Consider the following 18743-nt stretch of genomic DNA (forward strand, 5'->3'; position numbering starts at 1 on the left):
GCGTTATCAGCAAGGCTCTTCTTTTTTTCCGGATCATGCTTTCTTCTCCTGAAAATGGGAAAAGCTAAGATTGCCTGGTTTCTACAGGGCATCAAAAAGGGTATAAGGAAACATACATATTGTAACCTTTTTAGATTTGGAGAAGTGGGCTATGAAAAAAAGAAGAGTGGAATCCCTATTTGTTTTTATTCTGATTGCATCTGTGTATACGATATTTTTCACGGATGCCGGTTCGCCAATAAAAACCGGTGCTGTCATGCTGTATGCAGCTGTTATTTTTATCAGCGCCTATTCCTTGATGCTTGAGAATCGCAGCCCTAACCAGACCTTGCTGTGGATGTATGTGCTTGTATTTTTTCCGGTTGCCGGCTATCTGTTTTATTTGTTTTCCGGACAGCTTTATTTGAAAGGCCACCTGTTTAAAAGCAAAAGAAGCAGAGACAGGGATGAATGGAAGAAGCTGATGAAAAGAGAAGACACGCCAGATATATCATTCCTGCAGGACAGCCAGCACTGCTTTGCAAAATTCGCCAATAATGTAGCACTGACTCCCCTAAGCACAAATTCAAGGGCAAAAATTCTCAAAAATGGCGAAGAGACTTTTAATGAAATCAAGAAAAAGCTGCATGAAGCAGAAGAGTTTATTCATATGGAGTACTATATTTTCCGCTCTGACAGACTTGGCAAGGAAATCATCAATATTTTGATGGATAAAGCCAGGCAGGGTGTGGAGGTGCTGTTTATTTTTGATGCGGCAGGCAGCATGGGGATTACACTGGAGGATTTGCAGTCCATGGAGGATGCAGGCATTAAGATACGTCCATTTTCTCCGTTGAAGTACGGTTTTTTCAATCAGAAATTCAACTTTAGAAACCATCGCAAGATAGTTGTTATAGACGGGAAAGTCGGCTTTGTGGGCGGACTGAATGTGGGCGTTGAATACCTGGGCGAAAATGAAAAAATCGGTTTCTGGCGGGATACTCACATGCTTCTGAAGGGGGAGGCTGTGTACACACTGCATACGGTCTTTCTCTTGGACTGGGAATATGTAAGCAAGGAAGATGTGCTGGAGGAATACAGAAATGTAAAATATCCGATAGATGATGATGTGCTCGATGGTGCCGTGCAGGTGGTGGCCAGCGGACCCGACACACAGCAGGGAATTATGAGCGATTTATATTATTCAATGATATCCTGCGCGACCAGATCCATTTGGATTGCCACACCTTATTTTGTCCCTGATGAATCCATTCGCACTGCATTAAGGGTGGCTGCGGCTAAAGGAGTGGAAGTGCGCATCCTGGTCCCTGAGATCAATGACAGCTTCCTGACACAATACGCAAGCCGGTCCTATTTTGCGGAACTGCTTCGATATGGCGTTGAAATTTATTCCTATAAAAAAGGCTTTTTGCATCAGAAGATCATTATCGTTGACGGAATCCTCGCTTCAATAGGAACTGCGAACATGGATATGCGCAGCTTCCACTTGAACTTTGAAGTCAACGTCTTCCTATACGGTACAAGCTCCATCCGTGATCTTGTCGCCCATTATGAGGAGGATCTGGAAGAAAGCGAAAAAATAAGCCCCGTCCAGTATTATAAACGCGGATTGGCGGAAAGATCGAAGGAATCCTTCGCCCGGCTGTTTTCCGGGGTCTTATAAAGAAAGTGCCATGGATGTGGCGCTTTTTTTTGTGTGGAAAACAGCTTTGCAAATAAAGCAGCTCAATTTGCAAATAAATTAGTGAGGCGGCAAATAGAGCGACATAACTAACAAATATAAGTGAAGCTGCAAATAAAGCAGTTGAACTTGCAAATAAATAAACGAAATTGCAAATAAAGCGGCTGAACTTGCAAACAAAGCGGCTCAACTTGCAAATAAATAACGAAATTGCAAATAGAGCACCAAACCTAGCAAATAAATAAATAAATAAATAAACCTTCAAATAGACCAAGCCCCGTACAAATAGAAATCCGAACTTGCCAATAACCCATTTAAGTCTCCAGACCGAGGCATAATCATCCTCCTTATTGGTCAAAAAAGGAAAAAATCATACTAAAATAAAGGTCAGTACGATATGATTAGAATAGTTTGAAGAGTTAGAAAGAGGGAGGGTTTTTATGCTTTCACAATCAGTCATTCAGGATGTAATTACAGCAGCCCTGGCCACTGGCGGGGATTTTGCGGAAGTGTTTGTTGAGGATCGTTTCACCAATAACCTTGCACTTCAGGGCGGGAAAATTGAGAGCAGCTTATCAGGCAGGGATTATGGGATAGGCATTCGCGTGTTTAAGGGACTGCAGAGTGTTTATGCTTACACAACGGATGGATCAAAGGAAGGTTTGCTGAAAGCTGCGGGCAATGCTGCCCAGGCGATCAGAGGTGAGAAAATCATACAGCCTGCACGGCTGCAAAAGGAAATTATTCCGGCAGTACATCCTATATCTCTGAATCCGCGCGAAGTGGAGAAGATCCGCAAAGTAGATGTGATGAAAAAGGCATCCGAAATTGCCAAAAACTATCACAGCAGCATCCAGCAGGTTACGGTCAGGTATTTGGATGAAGAACAGAATGCGCTGATTGCCAACTCGGAAGGTAAGTTTGTTGAAGATCGCCGGGTGCGAAGCCGCCTTGCCATTCAGTCGATTGCTGCAGAAGGAAATCAAATGCAGCCTGGATTCTATGGACCTGGAGCCCATAAAGGCTTTGAATTCATGGAAAACCTTAACCTTGAACATTATGCCAATGAAGCTTCCCGCATCGCGGTTACGATGCTTGGAGCGGACCCATGCCCGAGTGGGAAATTTCCTGTCATCATCGATAATGAATTCGGCGGCGTTATTTTCCATGAAGCATGCGGACATGGCCTTGAAGCTACATCTGTGGCGAAGGATAACTCCGTTTTTGCAAACCGGATCGGCGAAAAAGTTGCCTCAGATGTCGTTACATACGTAGATGACGGCACGCTTGCCAATGAGTGGGGATCAATTACGATAGATGATGAAGGCGAAAAGGCCCGTAAAAATGTGCTGATTGAAAATGGGATTTTAAAAGGTTACTTGATTGATAAATTCGGCGGACGCAGAATGGGCATGGAGTCGACAGGATCGGGAAGACGGCAGTCCTACCGCTATGCACCGACTTCGAGGATGACCAATACGTATATTGCGAACGGCAAATCCACTCCGGAAGAAATCATTTCAAATACAGAGTACGGAATTTATACAAAATACATGGGCGGCGGCCAGGTGAATACAACAACTGGCGATTATAATTTTGCCGTCATGGAAGCGTACCTTGTAAAAGATGGAAAAATCGGCAAACCTTTAAAAGGTGCTACTTTAATAGGCAATGGCCCGAAAACTCTCCAGCTGGTTGATATGGTGGGGAATAACCTTGATCATGGTGCAGGCATGTGCGGTTCCCTGAGCGGAAGCATCCCTGTCAATGTTGGCCAGCCGATGATCCGCGTAAGCGAAATGACTGTTGGCGGAACAAAGGGGGGCGAATAATATGAATCTGCAGGAATTTAAGGAAAAGCTATTTCAGCTTGGCGAGCAGCATGGTTTTACAGATATGGAGCTGTATTATGAGAGAGAGGAGAAGTTCGCCTGCGAGCTTTACAAAGGGGAAATTGATTCCTACGATACTTCCGAAGTGTTCGGAACCTCCTTCCGAGGCCTTTACGAAGGCAGGATGGGCTATGCTTTTACGGAGAAACTGGATGAGGACTCCCTGTCTTTTCTGATCGAGAATGCAAAGGAAAACTCTCAGTTTATTGAAGATGAAGTACAGGAAGAAATCTTTGCCGGCAGCGAAAGATATGAAAAAGGAAACTACTATTCAGCTAATCTTGCGGAGGTCACAATCCCTGAAAAAATGAACCTGCTTAAGGAAATAGAAAAACACATCTATGCATATGATGAGCGGGTAACCGGGACTGATTATTTCATGCTGAGGAGCGGTGAAACGGAAAGGGTTCTTCTCAACAGCAAAGGCCTGAAACTCAGCGAAAAGAACAATCATGCCGGCATTTATGTATCAGTTATCGTTAAGCAAGGAGATCTAGTGAAAAACGGAGAATACTCCAAGTTTACGAGAGACTTTTCCATCTTGAATCCTGAGGAAATTGCCAAGCATGCAGTAGAAGAAGCCTTATCTCAGCTTAATGCCAGAAGTGCTGAAAGCAAGAAATATCCCGTATTATTGAGAAATGATGCTGCCAGCGCCCTCCTTCAGACATACATCCCTATCTTCTCAGCGGAAAATACCCAAAAAGGGCAATCGGCTTTAAAGGGCAAAACAGGGGAGATCATTGCGGCAGCGTCATTGAATATAGTGGATGATCCATATTTAGAGGAAGGTCTGCTAAGCTCAAATTTCGACAGCGAAGGGGTCGCCACTGCCAGGAAAGATATTGTGAAAGACGGCAGACTTGTTACCTTGATGCATAACCGCAAAACGGCTCAAAAAGATGGTGTGGAATCGACGGGCAATGCTTACAAAGCTTCTTATAAGGGCGCTTTAACGGTAGCTCCAACGAACCTTCTTGTCATTCCATCTGATCAAGGCTATGACGAGCTGTTATCATCGCTGTCAGAGGGCATAATCATAACCGAATTATCCGGCCTCCATTCCGGTGCCAACACCGTATCAGGGGACTTCTCCATTGCGGCTAATGGCTATTATGTCAAAGACGGTAAAGTGCAAAATGCAGTAAACCAAATGACGATTGCCGGAAACTTCTATGAGCTATTGAATAATATTGAAGCCATCGGCTCAGATCTGGAATTTTCGATGGGGTTCATGGCCACAGGCTATATTGGTTCGCCATCTTTATTAATCAGGGAACTGGCTGTGACGGTTGAATAATTAAAAGATAATGGCACACTACTGTAATACGTGGTGTGCTTTTTTAATTGTGTGAGAATTAAAAGTATCTAGAGATAAATAAAAGCTGCTGTATAAGCTGAAAAATCTTCTGGAAAAATAAAGGATATTCTTTCAAGGAATAGAAATATTGCTGTTAAACAAAAAAGGAGGCAATGAGATGGACCTAATTGAAACCAGCCGCCTAATTCTTCGCAGTCTTACCCACGACGATGCACCCAAGGTAGAAGAATATGCCAGTGATTATGATGTGGCCAAAACAACACTAAATATTCCCCATCCCTATCCGGAAGGGGGAGCAAGGGAGTTTATTACAAGCATCCTGGAAGCAGAGAGAAACGATAAAATTGCGATTTTCGCCATAACGAAAAAAGAGGATAATAGCTTAATAGGACTCATCAATATAACAGGTACTAATGCAAACAGAAGAGCAGAAATCGGCTATTGGATCGGCAAGCCGTTCTGGGGAAAAGGGTATGGTACAGAGGCAGCCAGGGCAGTTATTAAATATGGATTCGAAGAGCTGAACCATAACCGCATTTATGCCCTTGCTTTTACAGACAATCCTGGATCATGGAGGATTATGGAGAAATCAGGAATGAAGCATGAAGGAATTTTGCGCCAGCATGTAATGAAAGACGGCAGGCCGGTAGACCTGACTTATTATGCGATATTGCTGGAGGAATATATAGGGGAAGGTTCAGCCATTTGAATCGCTGTCCGCATTATGTTTCAATGGAAGCAAATCATTTTTTATATGGAGGTTCATGTGCGGATCATTGCTTCCCATCCTTTTATAACAGTCAGCCGGAAGATCGATTGGAATCAGCAGCAATACATTGAAAAGGAACTTTATCTTCATTTATTTGAGGATCACATCCTTTCGCCAACGGATAAATTTCTCCTTGATGAAGTTTGGGATATGTCATACAGATCTTCCAATTGCGAAATTGGTTTTCTCTATCTTCATACCAATCGGGGGCTATTCTCTTTTCAAGTAAAGTCTGAGCCAAACCAGTTTATAAATCTTTATAGAAATCTGAAAAAGTAATAAAGCCGGAATTGTCATGCACAGCAATTCCGGCTTTGTTATTAAGCCTGTTCGGCCAGTCGTACAAGCATATGGGCCAGCTTATGCTTCTCTTCATCATTGCCAGCTTTCCATAATTCTTTCAGAAGCTGTTCCTCGCGGTTTTTTGGCTCCACATTTTCAGCCAGGTAGCCAGCCACCTTTTCCGCTGTTACCGCAAGCTGTTCCTCATTTAATCCCAGCTTTTTGCCAAGCTCGATTCTTTCAGCCAGATAGCTTTTAAACTCGTCGAAATTGCTTAAAATATCTTCGGCCCTTTCATTTGACATTTTGTCCATTACATTCTTGATATTTTTTGTATCCAATTCACCATCTTGTTTGATTACATGATCCTGTTCATTCATTTAACAGACCTCCCAAAAGAACGTTTTCTTATTAAATATCCTTTTGGGGGCCAACCTAAACTTGTTTATATCTCGCTGGATGGAGATTCCTGAACAGCTTTCAATTTCTTGAATTTTAATTTTGACATAATAACGCCAATTTCATATAGCCCGATAAGGGGCACAAGGACAAGAATCTGTGAAAATAAATCAGGCGGTGTAATTAGAGCTGATACAACAGCCATGATCAAGTAAGCGTATTTTCGCATCGAGCTGAGCATGACTGGGGTAACAATGCCGATGGTTGTCAGAAACAATAACAGCAAAGGCACTTCAAACAGAAAACCAAAAGGAATGGTCGACATCAGCAGAAAAGAAAAATATTCCCTGGCAGTGATCATCATCGCAAAATGTGATTCACCCAATAGCATTAAAAACTGATAAATAGCAGGGAATATAATAAAAAAGCCGAAGCAAAGACCGCCGATAAAGCTGAAGAGAATAGCCGGAAAAAATATCAATGATACTTTGCTTTCTTTTTCCGTTAATGCGGGCCTCACAAATAGCCAGACCTGATATGAGATAAAAGGAAGCGAAAGCCCAAGGCTGATGCTTCCTGCAATTCCCGTGTACATCTTAATCACATCCAGCGGTCCAAGCATGACAAGCTCATGATCATTCGCGAGCATAGGGATCAGTCTGTTGATGAAAAACAGACAAAGGGCAAAGCTGGCTATAAAGAAAATCAGTGATCGAATCAGCACTTTTCTTAGATCTGTTAAATGCTCTACAAGGGTTTGTTCATCCGTTTTCAATCTAAACCCTCCTATTAAAGCGGTTTATCCTTCCGGTCAGCCGTTTCGATTGGACGTTTTTTTGAATCGGGTTCCTCATCATCACTCATAATTTCTCTGGCTGATTTCTTGAATTCTGATAAGGTCCTTCCAAAGGCAGACCCGATTTCCGGAAGCTTTTTAGGACCAAAGATAATTAAGGTAATAACAAGGATGATAATTAATCCGGGAATTCCGATATTTGAAAGCCCCATGATGTTCACTCCTTTTTGTGGATTTTTAAAAAGGTGAGTAAGTGCGCCTGCCCCCTTTGGTTTCGGGGGTGGGCAAGGCGCTTCCGCCTTTCTTATGCAAGCAGGCCGCCTTCTTTGCTGTATTTGATGATTCCTTCAGCAGCACGGTAGGCGAGTGCACCAACTGTTCCTGTCGGATTGTAACCTCCGTTGTGAGGAAAAGCGGATGCGCCAATGACAAATACATTTTCTGCATCCCACATCTGCAGATAGTTGTTTACAGCTGATGTTTCGGGCTCAGCCCCCATGATCACGCCGCCGGTATTGTGTGTTGTCTGATAAGGGACGATGTCATAGTGCTCCAGCTGCTGCCGGTCATTAATTTTTGATGGTCCCATCTCCTTCATGATGTTGTCGGTGATTTTTCCAATATAGTTATAAAGATTCTTATCCTGCTCGGTGAAATCGTATGTCAGGCGTAACAGCGGAAGCCCGTAGGCATCTTTATAAGAAGGGTCTAAGTCCATATAATTGTGCTGCACAGGCATGGATGCTCCCTGTGTCCCAATGCTTAAAGCCCTTGTGAAATACTTAATGGAATTCTCCTTGAACTTGCTGCCCCATTTCGGTGTATCAGTCGGAACCATATTATATTGAATCGGACGGTATCCTGATTGGTTGAGGGAAATGGAGCCCCCATGGATAAAGCCCAGATCCGAGTGGTCAAAATTGTCTCCATTGTAATCATCCACAGTAGCACCAAGAGCACCGGCACCCATGAATGTATTAAATTGTTCTTCATCAAAAAATCCAGCTGATCCGGGAAGGATCTGGTAGCAATAATTCTTTCCAATAACCCCTGACCCTGTGTCAGGATTGTATGGACGCCCCAGTTTGGATGTCAGCAGCAGGCGGGTGTTGTTCATGACATAGCTTGTCAGAATAACCATTTCTGCCGGCTGGATGAATTCTTCCTTAGTTTGCACATCCACATAGCGTACTCCTGTTGCTTTTTTGCCGTCGTGAATAATTTCTGTTACATTCGAAAAGTTGCGGATATCCACATTTCCAGTTTCTTTGGCAAACGGAATGACGGCAACGGTCGGATCTGCCTTGGCACCATATTCACAGCCGAAGCGTTCACAAAACGCACAATACTGACATGGAGCCAGCTTGGCGCCATATTGATTTTCATATGCCTGGCTCATATTGCCGGATGGCATATGGTAAGGTTTCATTCCCAATGATTTCGCTGCCTCTTTAAATCTTGCTGTAATGGGTGTTTCCTTCATTGGAGGATTTGGGAACGGATTCGCTCTCTTTGGCCCTAGCTCACCTTCTTCACCGCCAATTCCTGCTGCTTTCTCAAATTCATAGAAATAAGGCTCCAATTCATCGTATGTAATGCCCCAATCCTGAACTTGAAGCCCCTTAATCTTTGCTTCTCCATATTTTTTTACCGTCTGTGATTTAATTTCGAAGTCATAAGGCAAAAAGCGGAAAGTATGGCCATTCCAGTGGACACCGGATCCTCCTAAGCCTTCACCAAGCAAAAAGGAACCAAGCTGACGCATCGGAAGAGCTCTTTCTTTCCCCTGGTTACGGAAGGTAATCGTTTCTTTTGAAAGGTCCTGCATTAATTCATAGCGGATTCCATAGCGAAGTTCATCATGGACAACATAGTAGTCCTTGACACCGCGCTCTTTTCCCCGCTCCAGGCCGACCACTTTTAATCCCTGTTTCCCTAGTTCAGCCGCAATGATTCCGCCGGCCCATCCAACTCCTACAATGACGGCATCTGTTTTAGGCAATGTTTTAGCCATTTTTTATCACTTCCTTAAGAGATAGTTCTATTTCGTATATGAATGGAGGCTATTTGGTTCAATTTTCACAAATTTTTCAGACTCAATCTGATTGATATAGCTCATCTGATGGCCAGGAAAGTCTTTCATTTTCCAGCCTTCCATATTCTTGTTTCCGGCATAGGCAGGATCTGCGTAAACGCCTTCAATAGTTGCTGCCCGGAGAATATTAAAAAATGTCCTGGAAGTAACACCCCGGAGCTCTACTTTATCCTCCTCAAAAGCGGTAAGGATTTCATCCTGCTGTTCACCCTCCAGTTCAGCGAAAGGCTTATTGAACTTATCATTGCTGTAGGTCTGCAGGGCAACAAGGCCGACATCAAAGACTTCATGCCGTTTTAAAGGGGACTGGTAACCCTGAAAGTTTGAGCCTGGGAAGAAAGGGCCCTGCATATATTCCCTTGTATTGTTTCCCCATGAGCCCGCAAGCTGGTGGTCAATAAAAAATGGAACATCCAAATCATTAGCGCCAGGGCCATTTTCATCCTTTGGATAAATTCTCTCAACGGCCGCCTGAAGGATTCCGAATATCTCGGGGTTTGTGAAATATAAAGGTGACTGCTGATAGGCAACCTGATCATGCCCGTTTGTATGGGCATTCTCTTCCGTTGCTGTACCGTCTTTATTCATGTTTGCGCCAATTAAGCCGCCAAGAATGCCGCCTCCTACCAAACCGCCGGCAACTAACCCGGAATTACGGATGAATCTCCTCCGGGACATGGTTGATTCTTGTTTTTGTTCATGTTCAGACATTTATCTAGAAACCTCCTTTTATTTGCCATTATGGTGAAAAAAATACATGTCTAAACAATGATCAGGAATTTTTTTAGCAGATAGGGAGAAAAGAAGAGGGGTTTTAGGGGATTTAAGGCATTAAAAAAGATGCAAACCGATTGGTCTGCACCTTTTTTAAGTCCGATGACGGACAACCTGAGGATTATGATTTGCATAGGGCCGAACCGATCTTAAATATATCGGTTATAGACGAGAGTGCCTTTCGAACGCTCTGCAAACCCTCCCTGGTTTCTTGCAATGCCAATGACGAACCTTGAAGTCGCTGTTACGCTTTTCATCGTCAACCAGTCCCTTCTGTTTTGTTATTGGCCTTGCATTATTTGTTTACCACGAGATCTTGACTTAAAACCTATTTCTTTTAAAAAATGAAGTTCTTTTTCTATTCAGTTTTATCCCTTATGGATAAAATAAAAGAAAGGAAGTGAAACGCAATGAATACGAAGAAAGAAATCCGTGAGTACATATGGAATTTTCTCGAGGAAAACAAGCTTGGACGCTTTCCGTTTCCTTTAAAAAATAGAATCCCCAATTTCAAAGGAGCTGAAAAAGCGGCTGCATTTGTTTTTACTATGCCTGAATATAAAGAAGCTAAGGTAATTAAGGTAAATCCTGATTCTCCGCAGCTGCCGGTCCGTGCACAAATTTTGAAAGATGGAAAGACATTGCTGGTTCCAACTCCAAGGCTGAAAGCAGGATTTATTATGGTAAAGCCGGAATGGGTCCCAGCCGGGGAGGAGCGAAAAGCAGCGAGTCTTAAGCATATCCACTCATATGGTAAAGAAGTTCCTCTCACCGAATTGCCGAAAATTGATTTGTTTTTTGCCGGATCAGTGGGCCTTCACCGGGATGGGCGGCGTGTCGGAAAAGGGGAGGGCTATGCCGACCGTGAATATGCGATAATCAGAGAGCTGGGAAATCCAGAAATCCCTGTAATTGGAACAGTGAATAGCGCTCAGGTGATAGAGGCAGATATCCCGAGGGATCCATATGATCTGACTGTCGACTGGATTGCCACTGAAAAGGAACTGATCAAAACCAACACGCCATATCCAAAACCAAACGGGATTCAATGGGATCTTGTAACGGAGAAGGAAATGGAAGAGATGCCGGTTTTGCGTGAAATATGGGAGTTAACAAAAGGAAAGGCAGCCAAGTAATTGACTGCCTTTCAAGCTTTAACTTCGTCCATTTTCTTTAAAACATCATCAATCTTTGCGTGATTTTCAGGGGATTCATCAATATGCTTCCATAAAATCTTTCCCTGTGGCGAGAAAAGCCATGTCCCGCCTTGAATGTAGACATCCTGGGTCTTCATGGATTTCATGACAAATTCCTTCTGTTTTTCATTATCAGGGACAAACCCCTTCACTTTTCCTGTTATAAATCCAAATGCTGCTTTTGAAAGGAGCTTCCACTTTGGCATTGTTTTATGTCCCATTCCTCTATAAGCTTCCCGGGATGGATCGCCAAGGATTGGAAAAGGGAACGGGCCGAATTGCTCAAGGAATTGATTGATGAATGTTCCTTTAGAAGGAGCAATGACAATGACTTGAAAACCTCTGGCTTCCAATTCACTTATGCGCTCGCGCAACTGCGCAAGATATTCTCTGCACACCGGTCAGCCAAGATGGCGGACGAAAACAGCCATTGTATATTGGCCATTAATGGCCTGTTCAAGTGTAATATTTTTATCAGGATTTTGGGTTTCCAAAATATAATTCATTATTATCCCGCCTTTCGGATTTACTTCTGATCATACCTAATCTTTTTGAAGGAATAAAGAAATGAAGCTTGCACATAAAAAAACAGGAGTTCGCACTCCTGTTTAGTCCCTGCTCCCCAAAATTCCAAAAATACGAAGAATATTAATGAACAGGTTAATAAAATCAAGGTATAGGTTAAGAGCCATTAAAGGCACTTCTTCCGGTGAAACTCCATAATGCTTCATGCGGTTGAAATCGAATAGCACATATCCGCTGAATACAAGCACTCCGATGAAGGAGAATGCCAGCATCGCGTTAGAGCTTAACGGCCAGAAGATGCTGAAAATAGAGATTGCAATAAGGGCAAGCAATGCTGCCATCAGCATGCCGCCAAGAAAAGATAAATCCCGCTTGGTTGTCGTAGCGTATACAGCCAGGCCTGTAAACACAACCGTTGTCGCTGCAAGTGCGACCAGTACGGGGTTCGGGCCAATGGCAGCCAGGTAATGGGCAACAATCGGATAGGTCGTCATCCCTGAAATAAATGTAAATACATAAAGGAATGGATACCCGATGGCCTTTTTGCGGCGAAGCAGGAAAGCGAAAAGCAGCATTCCGAGTTCAAGAATCATGAGCGGCAAAAACAGGGCTGGAGGGACGAAAACACCCGCCATCGTTCCGATAAAAGCAATACCCAATGATAAGGCGAATGCCCGTAAAACAGAAGGCAAATAACTATTATTTGCGGTTTGCTGTACATACATTTGTTTCATTTCTCCCCTAAAATCATTTGTATATGTATATACGTCAGAACTATTATATAAGTTTCATCATTTATTGGTTTTTTAAAAGGTCTCTTATTTCCGTTAATAGCTCAACGTTTTTATCCACAGCTGGTGCAGGTGTTGCTTCTTCTTTCTTTTTAAAACGATTGTTGATAATCCTGATAAAGATGAAAATAGAGAATGCCACGATGAAGAAATCAACCACATTCTGTATGAATAAACCGTATTTGACCTCAGCTCCTCCGACTTTTACCATCAGATCCGTAAAGTCAACTCCGCCCATCAGCAATCCAACAAGCGGCATGATGATATCATCTACAAGAGAAGATACAATCTTTCCGAAGGCAGCTCCGATAACAACCCCGACAGCCAAATCAAGCACATTTCCCTTCAGGGCAAATTTTTTAAACTCATTCCACATAACATGTCACCTTTCTAAGAAAATTAACGTAATTATACTATAGAAGAATAAATGAAAACCAGATAAAGAAGCCCCTATTGACAGAAACAGGCTTTTTCTCTATAGTAACAATGACAATTATATTTCGAATATTCCCGTGTGAGCGGGAGAGGTTCATAGCTTCACCCTCTATAAAAAACTATGGCTTTGATTATAAGAATCAACCATATCCATAAGAGGATATGGTTTTTATTTTTTAAGCTGTACTTTTGGACCTCTTCTTAAGATCAGCGGGATCGTATAAAGGGAGGCTTTTTTATGTCAGGAAGAAAAGATGAGGAATTAACGGATATTACGCTATTGGGAAATCAGGGTACAAAATATCTTTTTGAATACTCGCCTGATATTCTGGAGGCTTTTGACAATAAGCATCCAAACCGCGATTATTTTGTAAAGTTTAATTGCCCTGAGTTTACGAGTCTTTGCCCGAAAACAGGACAGCCGGATTTTGCGACCATCTATATCAGCTATATTCCGGATCAGAAAATGGTAGAGAGCAAGTCATTAAAGCTATATCTTTTCAGCTTTAGAAATCATGGCGATTTCCATGAAGACTGCATGAACATCATTATGAACGACCTTATTGAATTAATGGACCCGCGCTATATTGAGGTTTGGGGCAAATTTACGCCACGTGGCGGAATCTCCATTGATCCGTATTGCAACTACGGCAAGCCGGGGACGAAATATGAAAAAATGGCAGATTACCGTTTAATGAACCATGACCTTTACCCGGAGACAATTGACAATCGTTAAGATCCTAGCTTGCTTAAAGTGAAATTTTAAAATAATATCAAAAAGGCAGAGCAATCTGCTTTTTTTGTTGCAGAAAATATACATAAGTGGGATTATATTCAGGGAATATTCTGTATTTTATGGTACGTTACTATAATAAAGCTCTGAAGGGGGACAAAATGAAGAAAGGCATACATAAAAAAGATCCGCGCTTTAAAATCGCAGAGAGAGAGGCGTGGATTGGCATTGGTCTGGTGCTCTTCAATTTTGTATGGTGGTATGGGTTTGCCTATGGGATGGGGTCTGGGCCTGCTGGTGAGTATACATATATTTGGGGGTTGCCTGCCTGGTTTTTCTGGAGCTGCGCAGCAGGATTTGCCGTAATGGTGATTCTGGTAACAGCAGCTGTTAAGTTCCTGTTTAAAGAAGTGCCGTTTGAAGAAAACGGGGAAGGGGGAGAATCTGAATGAATTGGCAGGTAATTTTTCCTCTTCTCATCTTTTTAATTATTATTTTTCTCGTAGGCTTATGGTCCAGCAGAAAGATTGATACCGGGAGTTCGTTCCTGCAGGATTATTTTCTTGGAGGAAGGCAGCTTGGCGGTTTTATTCTGGCTATGACGATGATTGCAACCTACGGAAGTGCCAGCAGTTTCATTGGAGGTCCCGGCGTTGCTTACACACAGGGGCTTGGCTGGGTGCTGCTTGCGATGTCACAGGTTGTCACAGGTTATTTCGTTCTCATGGTGCTGGGGAAAAAGTTTGCCATCACAGCAAGAAAGTATAATGCTGTGACGCTCATCGATTACCTAAAAGAACGATATAACAGCAGATGGGTTGTCTGGCTATCCTCTCTCAGCATCATTATTTTCCTTTTTTCTGCCATGGCTGCCCAATGGGTTGGCGGAGCAAGATTAATTGAGTCACTGACAGGATTAAGCTATTTGTCTGCTTTATTCATTTTTGCGGCTTCTGTTATGGTCTACGTGGTTATTGGCGGCTTCCGTGCTGTTGCCGTAACGGATGCTGTCCAAGGCGGAATCATGTTCATCGGCACCATGATCCTTCTGGTTGCTGTTATTGTGGCAGGTGGAGGAATACCGAATATTATCAGCGACCTGTCTTCAGAAAATCCGAATCTGATTACACCGTTTGGCTTTGATGGCGGATTGACTCCTTTATATGTATCCTCATTCTGGATTCTTGTGGGAGTTGGAGTTGTAGGCCTTCCTCAGGTCGCAGTGAGGGCCATGTCATATAAAAATGCCAGAGCCATGCACAGGGCCATTATAATCGGAACAATAGTAGTCGGCTTTATCATGCTTGGCATGCATTTAATTGGCGTATTTGCCCGTCCTATTCTTCCGGGGATTGAAGTGGGAGATAAAGTTATGCCGTTGATTGCCATGGAAGTTCTTCCTCCATGGCTTGCGGGAATTGTACTGGCTGCACCGATGGCTGCCATCATGTCAACAGTGGATTCCCTGCTCCTCCTGGTCAGCTCGGCGATTGTGAAAGATGTCTATATTAATTACATTAAGCCTGATGCCAAAGAAGCTGCCATAAAGAAACTGAGTTTTGCGGTTACAGCCCTGCTTGGAATTCTGGTTTGCATCATGGCTCTCAGTCCGCCCGATTTGCTGATCTGGCTGAATCTCTTTTCTTTTGGGGGACTGGAAGCAGCATTCATATGGCCAGTTGTGCTGGGCCTATATTGGGCTAAGGGAAATAGATATGGGGCTGTGGCCTCGATGATAACCGGAACTGCTTCGTATATTTTATTCCATACTTTTTATCCAAATGCATTAGGCATGAATACAGTCGTATTGCCTATTGCTTTGTCACTTGCTGCATACGTATCTGTAAGTCTATTGACCGAAAAACATGCATCGGCACCAGCAGAAATATAAGCATTAGGCTCCGGAAACTATTCCGGGGCCTCTTGTCTCTTACTGTAAAACGCTGATAAATAGGGCATATGGCGTTTTATTCAACCGTGTAAGTAAAGCAGGAGAAGAGTCATATATAAAGGAAACGGGAGGAAACCCTTGTTTTTGTAAAAAAATGAGCATATTGATAGGTTTGTAGAAACGATCCCTATTTGTTACACTTAATTAGTTGAAACGTAATTGTAACATTTGACTTTAAATGGAAATGTTTTTATAACATTAGGGAGAATATGATGAAAAGTTTAATAAATATGATCATGATTGCCATGCTGTCATCCGTTATAGCAGGATGTTCAAATGAAATAAATGCATCTTTAAATACAGAAGAAATAAAATTTGAAAAAGAAGATAAAGTGGAAGCTGAACAGAATACATCAGCTGTACAAGAGGTCGGGAAAGAGAAAAAAGATACTGTTTGGCTTGAAGGCAAGTCACTATTCCAGGTGGACGCAACAGATGGAAAAATGAAATATACAGTTTATCTATATGCTGAAGATGAAAGAAGAACCATTCTGGAAGAGGACAGTGCGAAAGGGAAGAAAGGCGATTCTTATTTTACAGGACATTACTCAGTTTACCTGGCTGAGAAAGGGTCGAAAGAGGCTTATAGACAGGAAGCTTTGAATAACAGTGCTGAATTGTCATTTAACCCTTCGAAGGAGCAGGTTTACACTCAGAAAATGAGGAATAAAACCATCATTTCGATTTTTCAGCCCAAGGGGGAAAATGCGGTTAAGGGCCAGCTGCTGGCGATTAAAGATGGAGAAGTGCTTAAAATCAATACAGAAAAAGAAGTGGTCACTTCCTCCAAAGCGAAAATAAAAAATATTAATCAGAAGTATCTTCAAACTGCCCAAAATAAGAATGATAGATGGGTTATTTCAACATGGCTATTTAATGAAGAAACCCTTTCGATGAGCCTGCATGACCGAATAGAGCTGAACAAAGAAGATCATTCTGATATCGACTGGATGAATCTGTGGTTAAAAGAGGAAGCCCTATACTATCCTTTTAAAAACCTGGCACTCAGCGTGGATGCCATTGAAAAAGCCAAACAGGGAATTCCGCTCGGAAGCCCTTATCCAATTGGCACAAACATATCTGAAATTAAGAAGTCAGATCCAAATTATATTAAGGAAGGGTTTGAAAATGGAAGCCCTTTTGTCATGTACCCTGAAATCAGCTATTATTTTGAACGGGAAACCGGAAATGTAACCGCAATTTCTATTCCTGGACAGCGGGTGAGAACTTTCATTGACGAGATTACTGCTATGTTTGGCACTCCTCTTGAAGTAAGGGAAGAGGTGCTGTCAGGTAAAACCATTTCCACCTACCTGGCAGATAAATATTCCATCGAATTCATTTCTGATTTAGAAGGAAACGTTAGTGAAATAGTATTGATGAAAACAAAAAACCATGCGGCACATTGACCGCATGATTTTTTTGTAAAATAACAAAGTATTATACTTTGAACTTCAAGAACCGTCTAGCGCAAGCAGCCTACCCCCTCAGGGTCACAAGCTTGTCTAGCTCCGGCTCCTAGGGACTCGGGGTCATAAGCCATTTCCTTTCAGAAGGAATAACGCCTTCTTACAGGAACCGTCTTATGCCTGTCGTCCCTGGGCAGTCGCCTCCACATTTCGGGCAAGCCACCCAAAAGGCAAAGGACGCCTTTCCGGGAGGCTCGTCTTGTGCTTGAGGCCCACAGGATGTGGGTCATGCAGACGTTGCCACAGGACGTGGCGTACTTAGTCTGCGTTCCGGGCAATGCGGTTCCGCTTTAAAATGCCCAATCACCTTTCCTGAACACGGGTTCAGCGTTGCCGTCTTCAGTAATTCCATCGATATCCATTTCAGCGGAGCCGATCATGAAGTCAACATGTGTTAAGCTTTCGTTCAAGCCGTTTTCAGCCAGTTCTTCACTGGACATTTTCTTGCCGCCTTCAATGCAGAATGCATACGCACTGCCGATCGCAAGGTGGTTTGAAGCATTTTCATCAAATAAAGTATTATAGAAAAGCAGGTTGGACTGTGAAATTGGCGAGTTGAAAGGAACCAGAGCCACTTCACCAAGATAGTGGGAGCCTTCATCTGTCTCAACAAGCTGCTTAAGAATCTCTTCGCCTTCTTCGGCCTTCACATCGATAATACGGCCGTTTTCAAATGTCAGGCTGAATTTGTCGATGATATTTCCGCCATAGCTTAAAGGTTTTGTGCTGGAAACCGTGCCGTTAACACCTGTCTTGTAAGGTACCGTAAATACTTCTTCAGTTGGCATGTTAGCCATGAATTCGTGTCCCTGTTCATTTATGCTGCCTGCCCCCACCCATAAGTGGCCTTTTGGAAGCTCGATTGTCAGGTCTGTACCTGGAGCTTTATAATGAAGCTTCTGATATCGCTTGCTGTTCAAATAATCCACTTTTTCATGAAGTGTTTCATCATGCTTTTTCCAGGCTTCAACCGGGTTATCCAAATCAGCGCGAGTTGCTTTGAATATAGCTTCCCAAAGCATATCCACACGTGATTCTTCCGGTGCGTCAGGGAATACCATGTTTGCCCAGGCTTTAGATGGAGCTGCAATGACTGTCCAGCTTACTTTATCGGACTGGATGAATTTGCGGTATTTTGCCAGCGCCTGTCCTGCAGCTTTCTGGAAGCTTGAGATTCGTTCTGATTTCACGCCTTTCAGCAAATCAGGGCTTGCCGAAACGATTGACATGAATGCCGCACCCTTTTCAGCTAAATCTTCGACTTCCTTCGCACGCCATTCAGGGTATTCGGAGAAAGACTCATCCGGTGCCAAGTCGTACTTTGTGCGAGTGACCGCATCATCGCTCCAGTTCACAACTACGTTATGAGCTCCTGCTTCATAGGCCTTTTTAACAATTGTACGAACCAGTTCAGCTGCATCAAGCGTTGTGTTAATTACAAGCGTCTGTCCCTTTTGTACGTTTACACCAACTTTTACGGCAAGCTCTGCGTATTTCTCTAAATTCGTTTGAAAATGACTCATTATGTATTCTCCTTTGTCAGAATCTTCATTTTCATTGTAGCTGTTCTGTTCGCAAAAAGAAACCTATTGAATTGAAATTCGTGCTCGAGAACCTTGGGTCTCCATCTATGG

General features: G+C 42.9%; 19 protein-coding genes and 1 riboswitch. Of the genes, 10 read left to right on the plus strand and 9 right to left on the minus strand.

All coding sequences use genetic code 11. The annotated features are described in order from the left end of the window. Positions 1 to 151: 151 nt before the first annotated feature. The 5 genes from cls to MKY20_RS26530 all read left to right on the plus strand — a co-directional run bounded on the left by cls (position 152) and on the right by MKY20_RS26530 (position 5942). Positions 152 to 1663, plus strand: coding sequence for a cardiolipin synthase (cls, locus tag MKY20_RS26510; protein ID WP_251173986.1), 1512 nt, complete (start codon positions 152 to 154; stop codon positions 1661 to 1663). Positions 1664 to 2121: 458 nt separating this feature from the next. Continuing rightward, positions 2122 to 3513 carry a TldD/PmbA family protein gene (locus tag MKY20_RS26515; RefSeq protein WP_341004362.1) on the plus strand — a complete coding sequence of 464 codons (1392 nt, stop codon included), beginning with the start codon at positions 2122 to 2124 and terminating at the stop codon, positions 3511 to 3513. Position 3514: 1 nt separating this feature from the next. Continuing rightward, positions 3515 to 4873 (plus strand): TldD/PmbA family protein, encoded by a 1359-nt coding sequence (locus MKY20_RS26520; RefSeq protein WP_251173984.1) that lies wholly within the window; start codon positions 3515 to 3517, stop codon positions 4871 to 4873. A 178-nt stretch (positions 4874 to 5051) separates the two neighbouring features. Then, positions 5052 to 5603: a GNAT family N-acetyltransferase gene (locus MKY20_RS26525; RefSeq protein ID WP_341004366.1), complete on the plus strand. Its 552-nt coding sequence runs from the start codon at positions 5052 to 5054 to the stop codon at positions 5601 to 5603. A 57-nt stretch (positions 5604 to 5660) separates the two neighbouring features. Continuing rightward, positions 5661 to 5942: a hypothetical protein gene (locus MKY20_RS26530; protein ID WP_009334942.1), complete on the plus strand. Its 282-nt coding sequence runs from the start codon at positions 5661 to 5663 to the stop codon at positions 5940 to 5942. A 41-nt stretch (positions 5943 to 5983) separates the two neighbouring features. Here MKY20_RS26530 and MKY20_RS26535 read toward each other — a convergent pair whose 3' ends face one another. The 5 genes from MKY20_RS26535 to MKY20_RS26555 form a co-directional block, all read right to left on the minus strand. Next, on the minus strand, positions 5984 to 6325 hold the full coding sequence (locus MKY20_RS26535) for a DUF3243 domain-containing protein (protein ID WP_251267260.1): 342 nt from the start codon (positions 6323 to 6325) through the stop codon (positions 5984 to 5986). Between the two features lie 65 nt (positions 6326 to 6390). Continuing rightward, positions 6391 to 7119 (minus strand): twin-arginine translocase subunit TatC, encoded by a 729-nt coding sequence (gene tatC, locus MKY20_RS26540; protein ID WP_009334940.1) that lies wholly within the window; start codon positions 7117 to 7119, stop codon positions 6391 to 6393. Between the two features lie 14 nt (positions 7120 to 7133). Continuing rightward, on the minus strand, positions 7134 to 7352 hold the full coding sequence (gene tatA / locus MKY20_RS26545) for a twin-arginine translocase TatA/TatE family subunit (RefSeq protein WP_009334939.1): 219 nt from the start codon (positions 7350 to 7352) through the stop codon (positions 7134 to 7136). A 92-nt stretch (positions 7353 to 7444) separates the two neighbouring features. Next, positions 7445 to 9154 (minus strand): GMC family oxidoreductase, encoded by a 1710-nt coding sequence (locus MKY20_RS26550; protein ID WP_009334938.1) that lies wholly within the window; start codon positions 9152 to 9154, stop codon positions 7445 to 7447. 27 nt (positions 9155 to 9181) lie between these two features. Beyond that, a complete protein-coding gene (locus MKY20_RS26555; RefSeq protein WP_251267261.1) occupies positions 9182 to 9946 on the minus strand; it encodes a gluconate 2-dehydrogenase subunit 3 family protein in 765 nt (254 codons plus the stop codon). A gap of 473 nt (positions 9947 to 10419) precedes the next feature. Between MKY20_RS26555 and MKY20_RS26560 the strand changes: the two genes are divergently transcribed. Continuing rightward, the gene (locus MKY20_RS26560) at positions 10420 to 11145 is read left to right on the plus strand and encodes a 5-formyltetrahydrofolate cyclo-ligase (protein WP_251267262.1); all 726 of its coding nucleotides are present in this window, start codon (positions 10420 to 10422) and stop codon (positions 11143 to 11145) included. Positions 11146 to 11156: 11 nt separating this feature from the next. Here the strand turns inward: MKY20_RS26560 and MKY20_RS26565 are convergent, their stop codons facing one another. The 3 genes from MKY20_RS26565 to mscL form a co-directional block, all read right to left on the minus strand. Further along, a complete protein-coding gene (locus MKY20_RS26565) occupies positions 11157 to 11603 on the minus strand; it encodes a peroxiredoxin-like family protein (RefSeq protein ID WP_217033484.1) in 447 nt (148 codons plus the stop codon). Between the two features lie 210 nt (positions 11604 to 11813). Continuing rightward, the gene (locus tag MKY20_RS26570) at positions 11814 to 12455 is read right to left on the minus strand and encodes a Bax inhibitor-1/YccA family protein (RefSeq protein ID WP_009334934.1); all 642 of its coding nucleotides are present in this window, start codon (positions 12453 to 12455) and stop codon (positions 11814 to 11816) included. Between the two features lie 70 nt (positions 12456 to 12525). Continuing rightward, entirely contained in the window at positions 12526 to 12897 is a 372-nt protein-coding gene (gene mscL / locus MKY20_RS26575; RefSeq protein ID WP_019380280.1) for a large conductance mechanosensitive channel protein MscL, read from the minus strand. 142 nt (positions 12898 to 13039) lie between these two features. Next, a riboswitch (PreQ1 riboswitch) is annotated at positions 13040 to 13085 on the plus strand. 109 nt (positions 13086 to 13194) lie between these two features. On the opposite strand from mscL, the gene queF reads away from it, so the two are divergent. The 4 genes from queF to MKY20_RS26595 all read left to right on the plus strand — a co-directional run bounded on the left by queF (position 13195) and on the right by MKY20_RS26595 (position 17049). Continuing rightward, positions 13195 to 13692: a preQ(1) synthase gene (queF, locus tag MKY20_RS26580; protein ID WP_217033487.1), complete on the plus strand. Its 498-nt coding sequence runs from the start codon at positions 13195 to 13197 to the stop codon at positions 13690 to 13692. A 158-nt stretch (positions 13693 to 13850) separates the two neighbouring features. Beyond that, positions 13851 to 14141 carry a YhdT family protein gene (locus MKY20_RS26585; RefSeq protein ID WP_251267264.1) on the plus strand — a complete coding sequence of 97 codons (291 nt, stop codon included), beginning with the start codon at positions 13851 to 13853 and terminating at the stop codon, positions 14139 to 14141. Next, positions 14138 to 15580 (plus strand): sodium/pantothenate symporter, encoded by a 1443-nt coding sequence (gene panF, locus MKY20_RS26590; protein ID WP_251267265.1) that lies wholly within the window; start codon positions 14138 to 14140, stop codon positions 15578 to 15580. Before MKY20_RS26585 ends, panF begins: the two co-directional genes overlap by 4 nt. 272 nt (positions 15581 to 15852) lie before the next feature. Continuing rightward, entirely contained in the window at positions 15853 to 17049 is a 1197-nt protein-coding gene (locus MKY20_RS26595) for a hypothetical protein (RefSeq protein ID WP_341004379.1), read from the plus strand. 350 nt (positions 17050 to 17399) lie between these two features. Here the strand turns inward: MKY20_RS26595 and MKY20_RS26600 are convergent, their stop codons facing one another. Continuing rightward, positions 17400 to 18632 carry an aminopeptidase gene (locus MKY20_RS26600; protein ID WP_019380276.1) on the minus strand — a complete coding sequence of 411 codons (1233 nt, stop codon included), beginning with the start codon at positions 18630 to 18632 and terminating at the stop codon, positions 17400 to 17402. Between the last annotated feature and the right edge of the window lie 111 nt (positions 18633 to 18743).

Source organism: Cytobacillus sp. FSL W8-0315 (assembly GCF_038002905.1).
GTDB lineage: Bacteria > Bacillota > Bacilli > Bacillales > Cytobacillaceae > Cytobacillus > Cytobacillus pseudoceanisediminis.

Coding starts and splice junctions, on each gene's coding strand:
- cls (WP_251173986.1), top strand. CDS start 152: ATGAAAAAAAGAAGAGTGGAATCCCTATTTGTTTTTATTCTGATTGCA.
- MKY20_RS26515 (WP_341004362.1), top strand. CDS start 2,122: ATGCTTTCACAATCAGTCATTCAGGATGTAATTACAGCAGCCCTGGCC.
- MKY20_RS26520 (WP_251173984.1), top strand. CDS start 3,515: ATGAATCTGCAGGAATTTAAGGAAAAGCTATTTCAGCTTGGCGAGCAG.
- MKY20_RS26525 (WP_341004366.1), top strand. CDS start 5,052: ATGGACCTAATTGAAACCAGCCGCCTAATTCTTCGCAGTCTTACCCAC.
- MKY20_RS26535 (WP_251267260.1), bottom strand. CDS start 6,325: ATGAATGAACAGGATCATGTAATCAAACAAGATGGTGAATTGGATACA.
- tatA (WP_009334939.1), bottom strand. CDS start 7,352: ATGGGGCTTTCAAATATCGGAATTCCCGGATTAATTATCATCCTTGTT.
- MKY20_RS26550 (WP_009334938.1), bottom strand. CDS start 9,154: ATGGCTAAAACATTGCCTAAAACAGATGCCGTCATTGTAGGAGTTGGA.
- MKY20_RS26555 (WP_251267261.1), bottom strand. CDS start 9,946: ATGTCTGAACATGAACAAAAACAAGAATCAACCATGTCCCGGAGGAGA.
- MKY20_RS26560 (WP_251267262.1), top strand. CDS start 10,420: ATGAATACGAAGAAAGAAATCCGTGAGTACATATGGAATTTTCTCGAG.
- MKY20_RS26570 (WP_009334934.1), bottom strand. CDS start 12,455: ATGTATGTACAGCAAACCGCAAATAATAGTTATTTGCCTTCTGTTTTA.
- mscL (WP_019380280.1), bottom strand. CDS start 12,897: ATGTGGAATGAGTTTAAAAAATTTGCCCTGAAGGGAAATGTGCTTGAT.
- queF (WP_217033487.1), top strand. CDS start 13,195: ATGTCAGGAAGAAAAGATGAGGAATTAACGGATATTACGCTATTGGGA.
- MKY20_RS26585 (WP_251267264.1), top strand. CDS start 13,851: ATGAAGAAAGGCATACATAAAAAAGATCCGCGCTTTAAAATCGCAGAG.
- panF (WP_251267265.1), top strand. CDS start 14,138: ATGAATTGGCAGGTAATTTTTCCTCTTCTCATCTTTTTAATTATTATT.
- MKY20_RS26595 (WP_341004379.1), top strand. CDS start 15,853: ATGAAAAGTTTAATAAATATGATCATGATTGCCATGCTGTCATCCGTT.
- MKY20_RS26600 (WP_019380276.1), bottom strand. CDS start 18,632: ATGAGTCATTTTCAAACGAATTTAGAGAAATACGCAGAGCTTGCCGTA.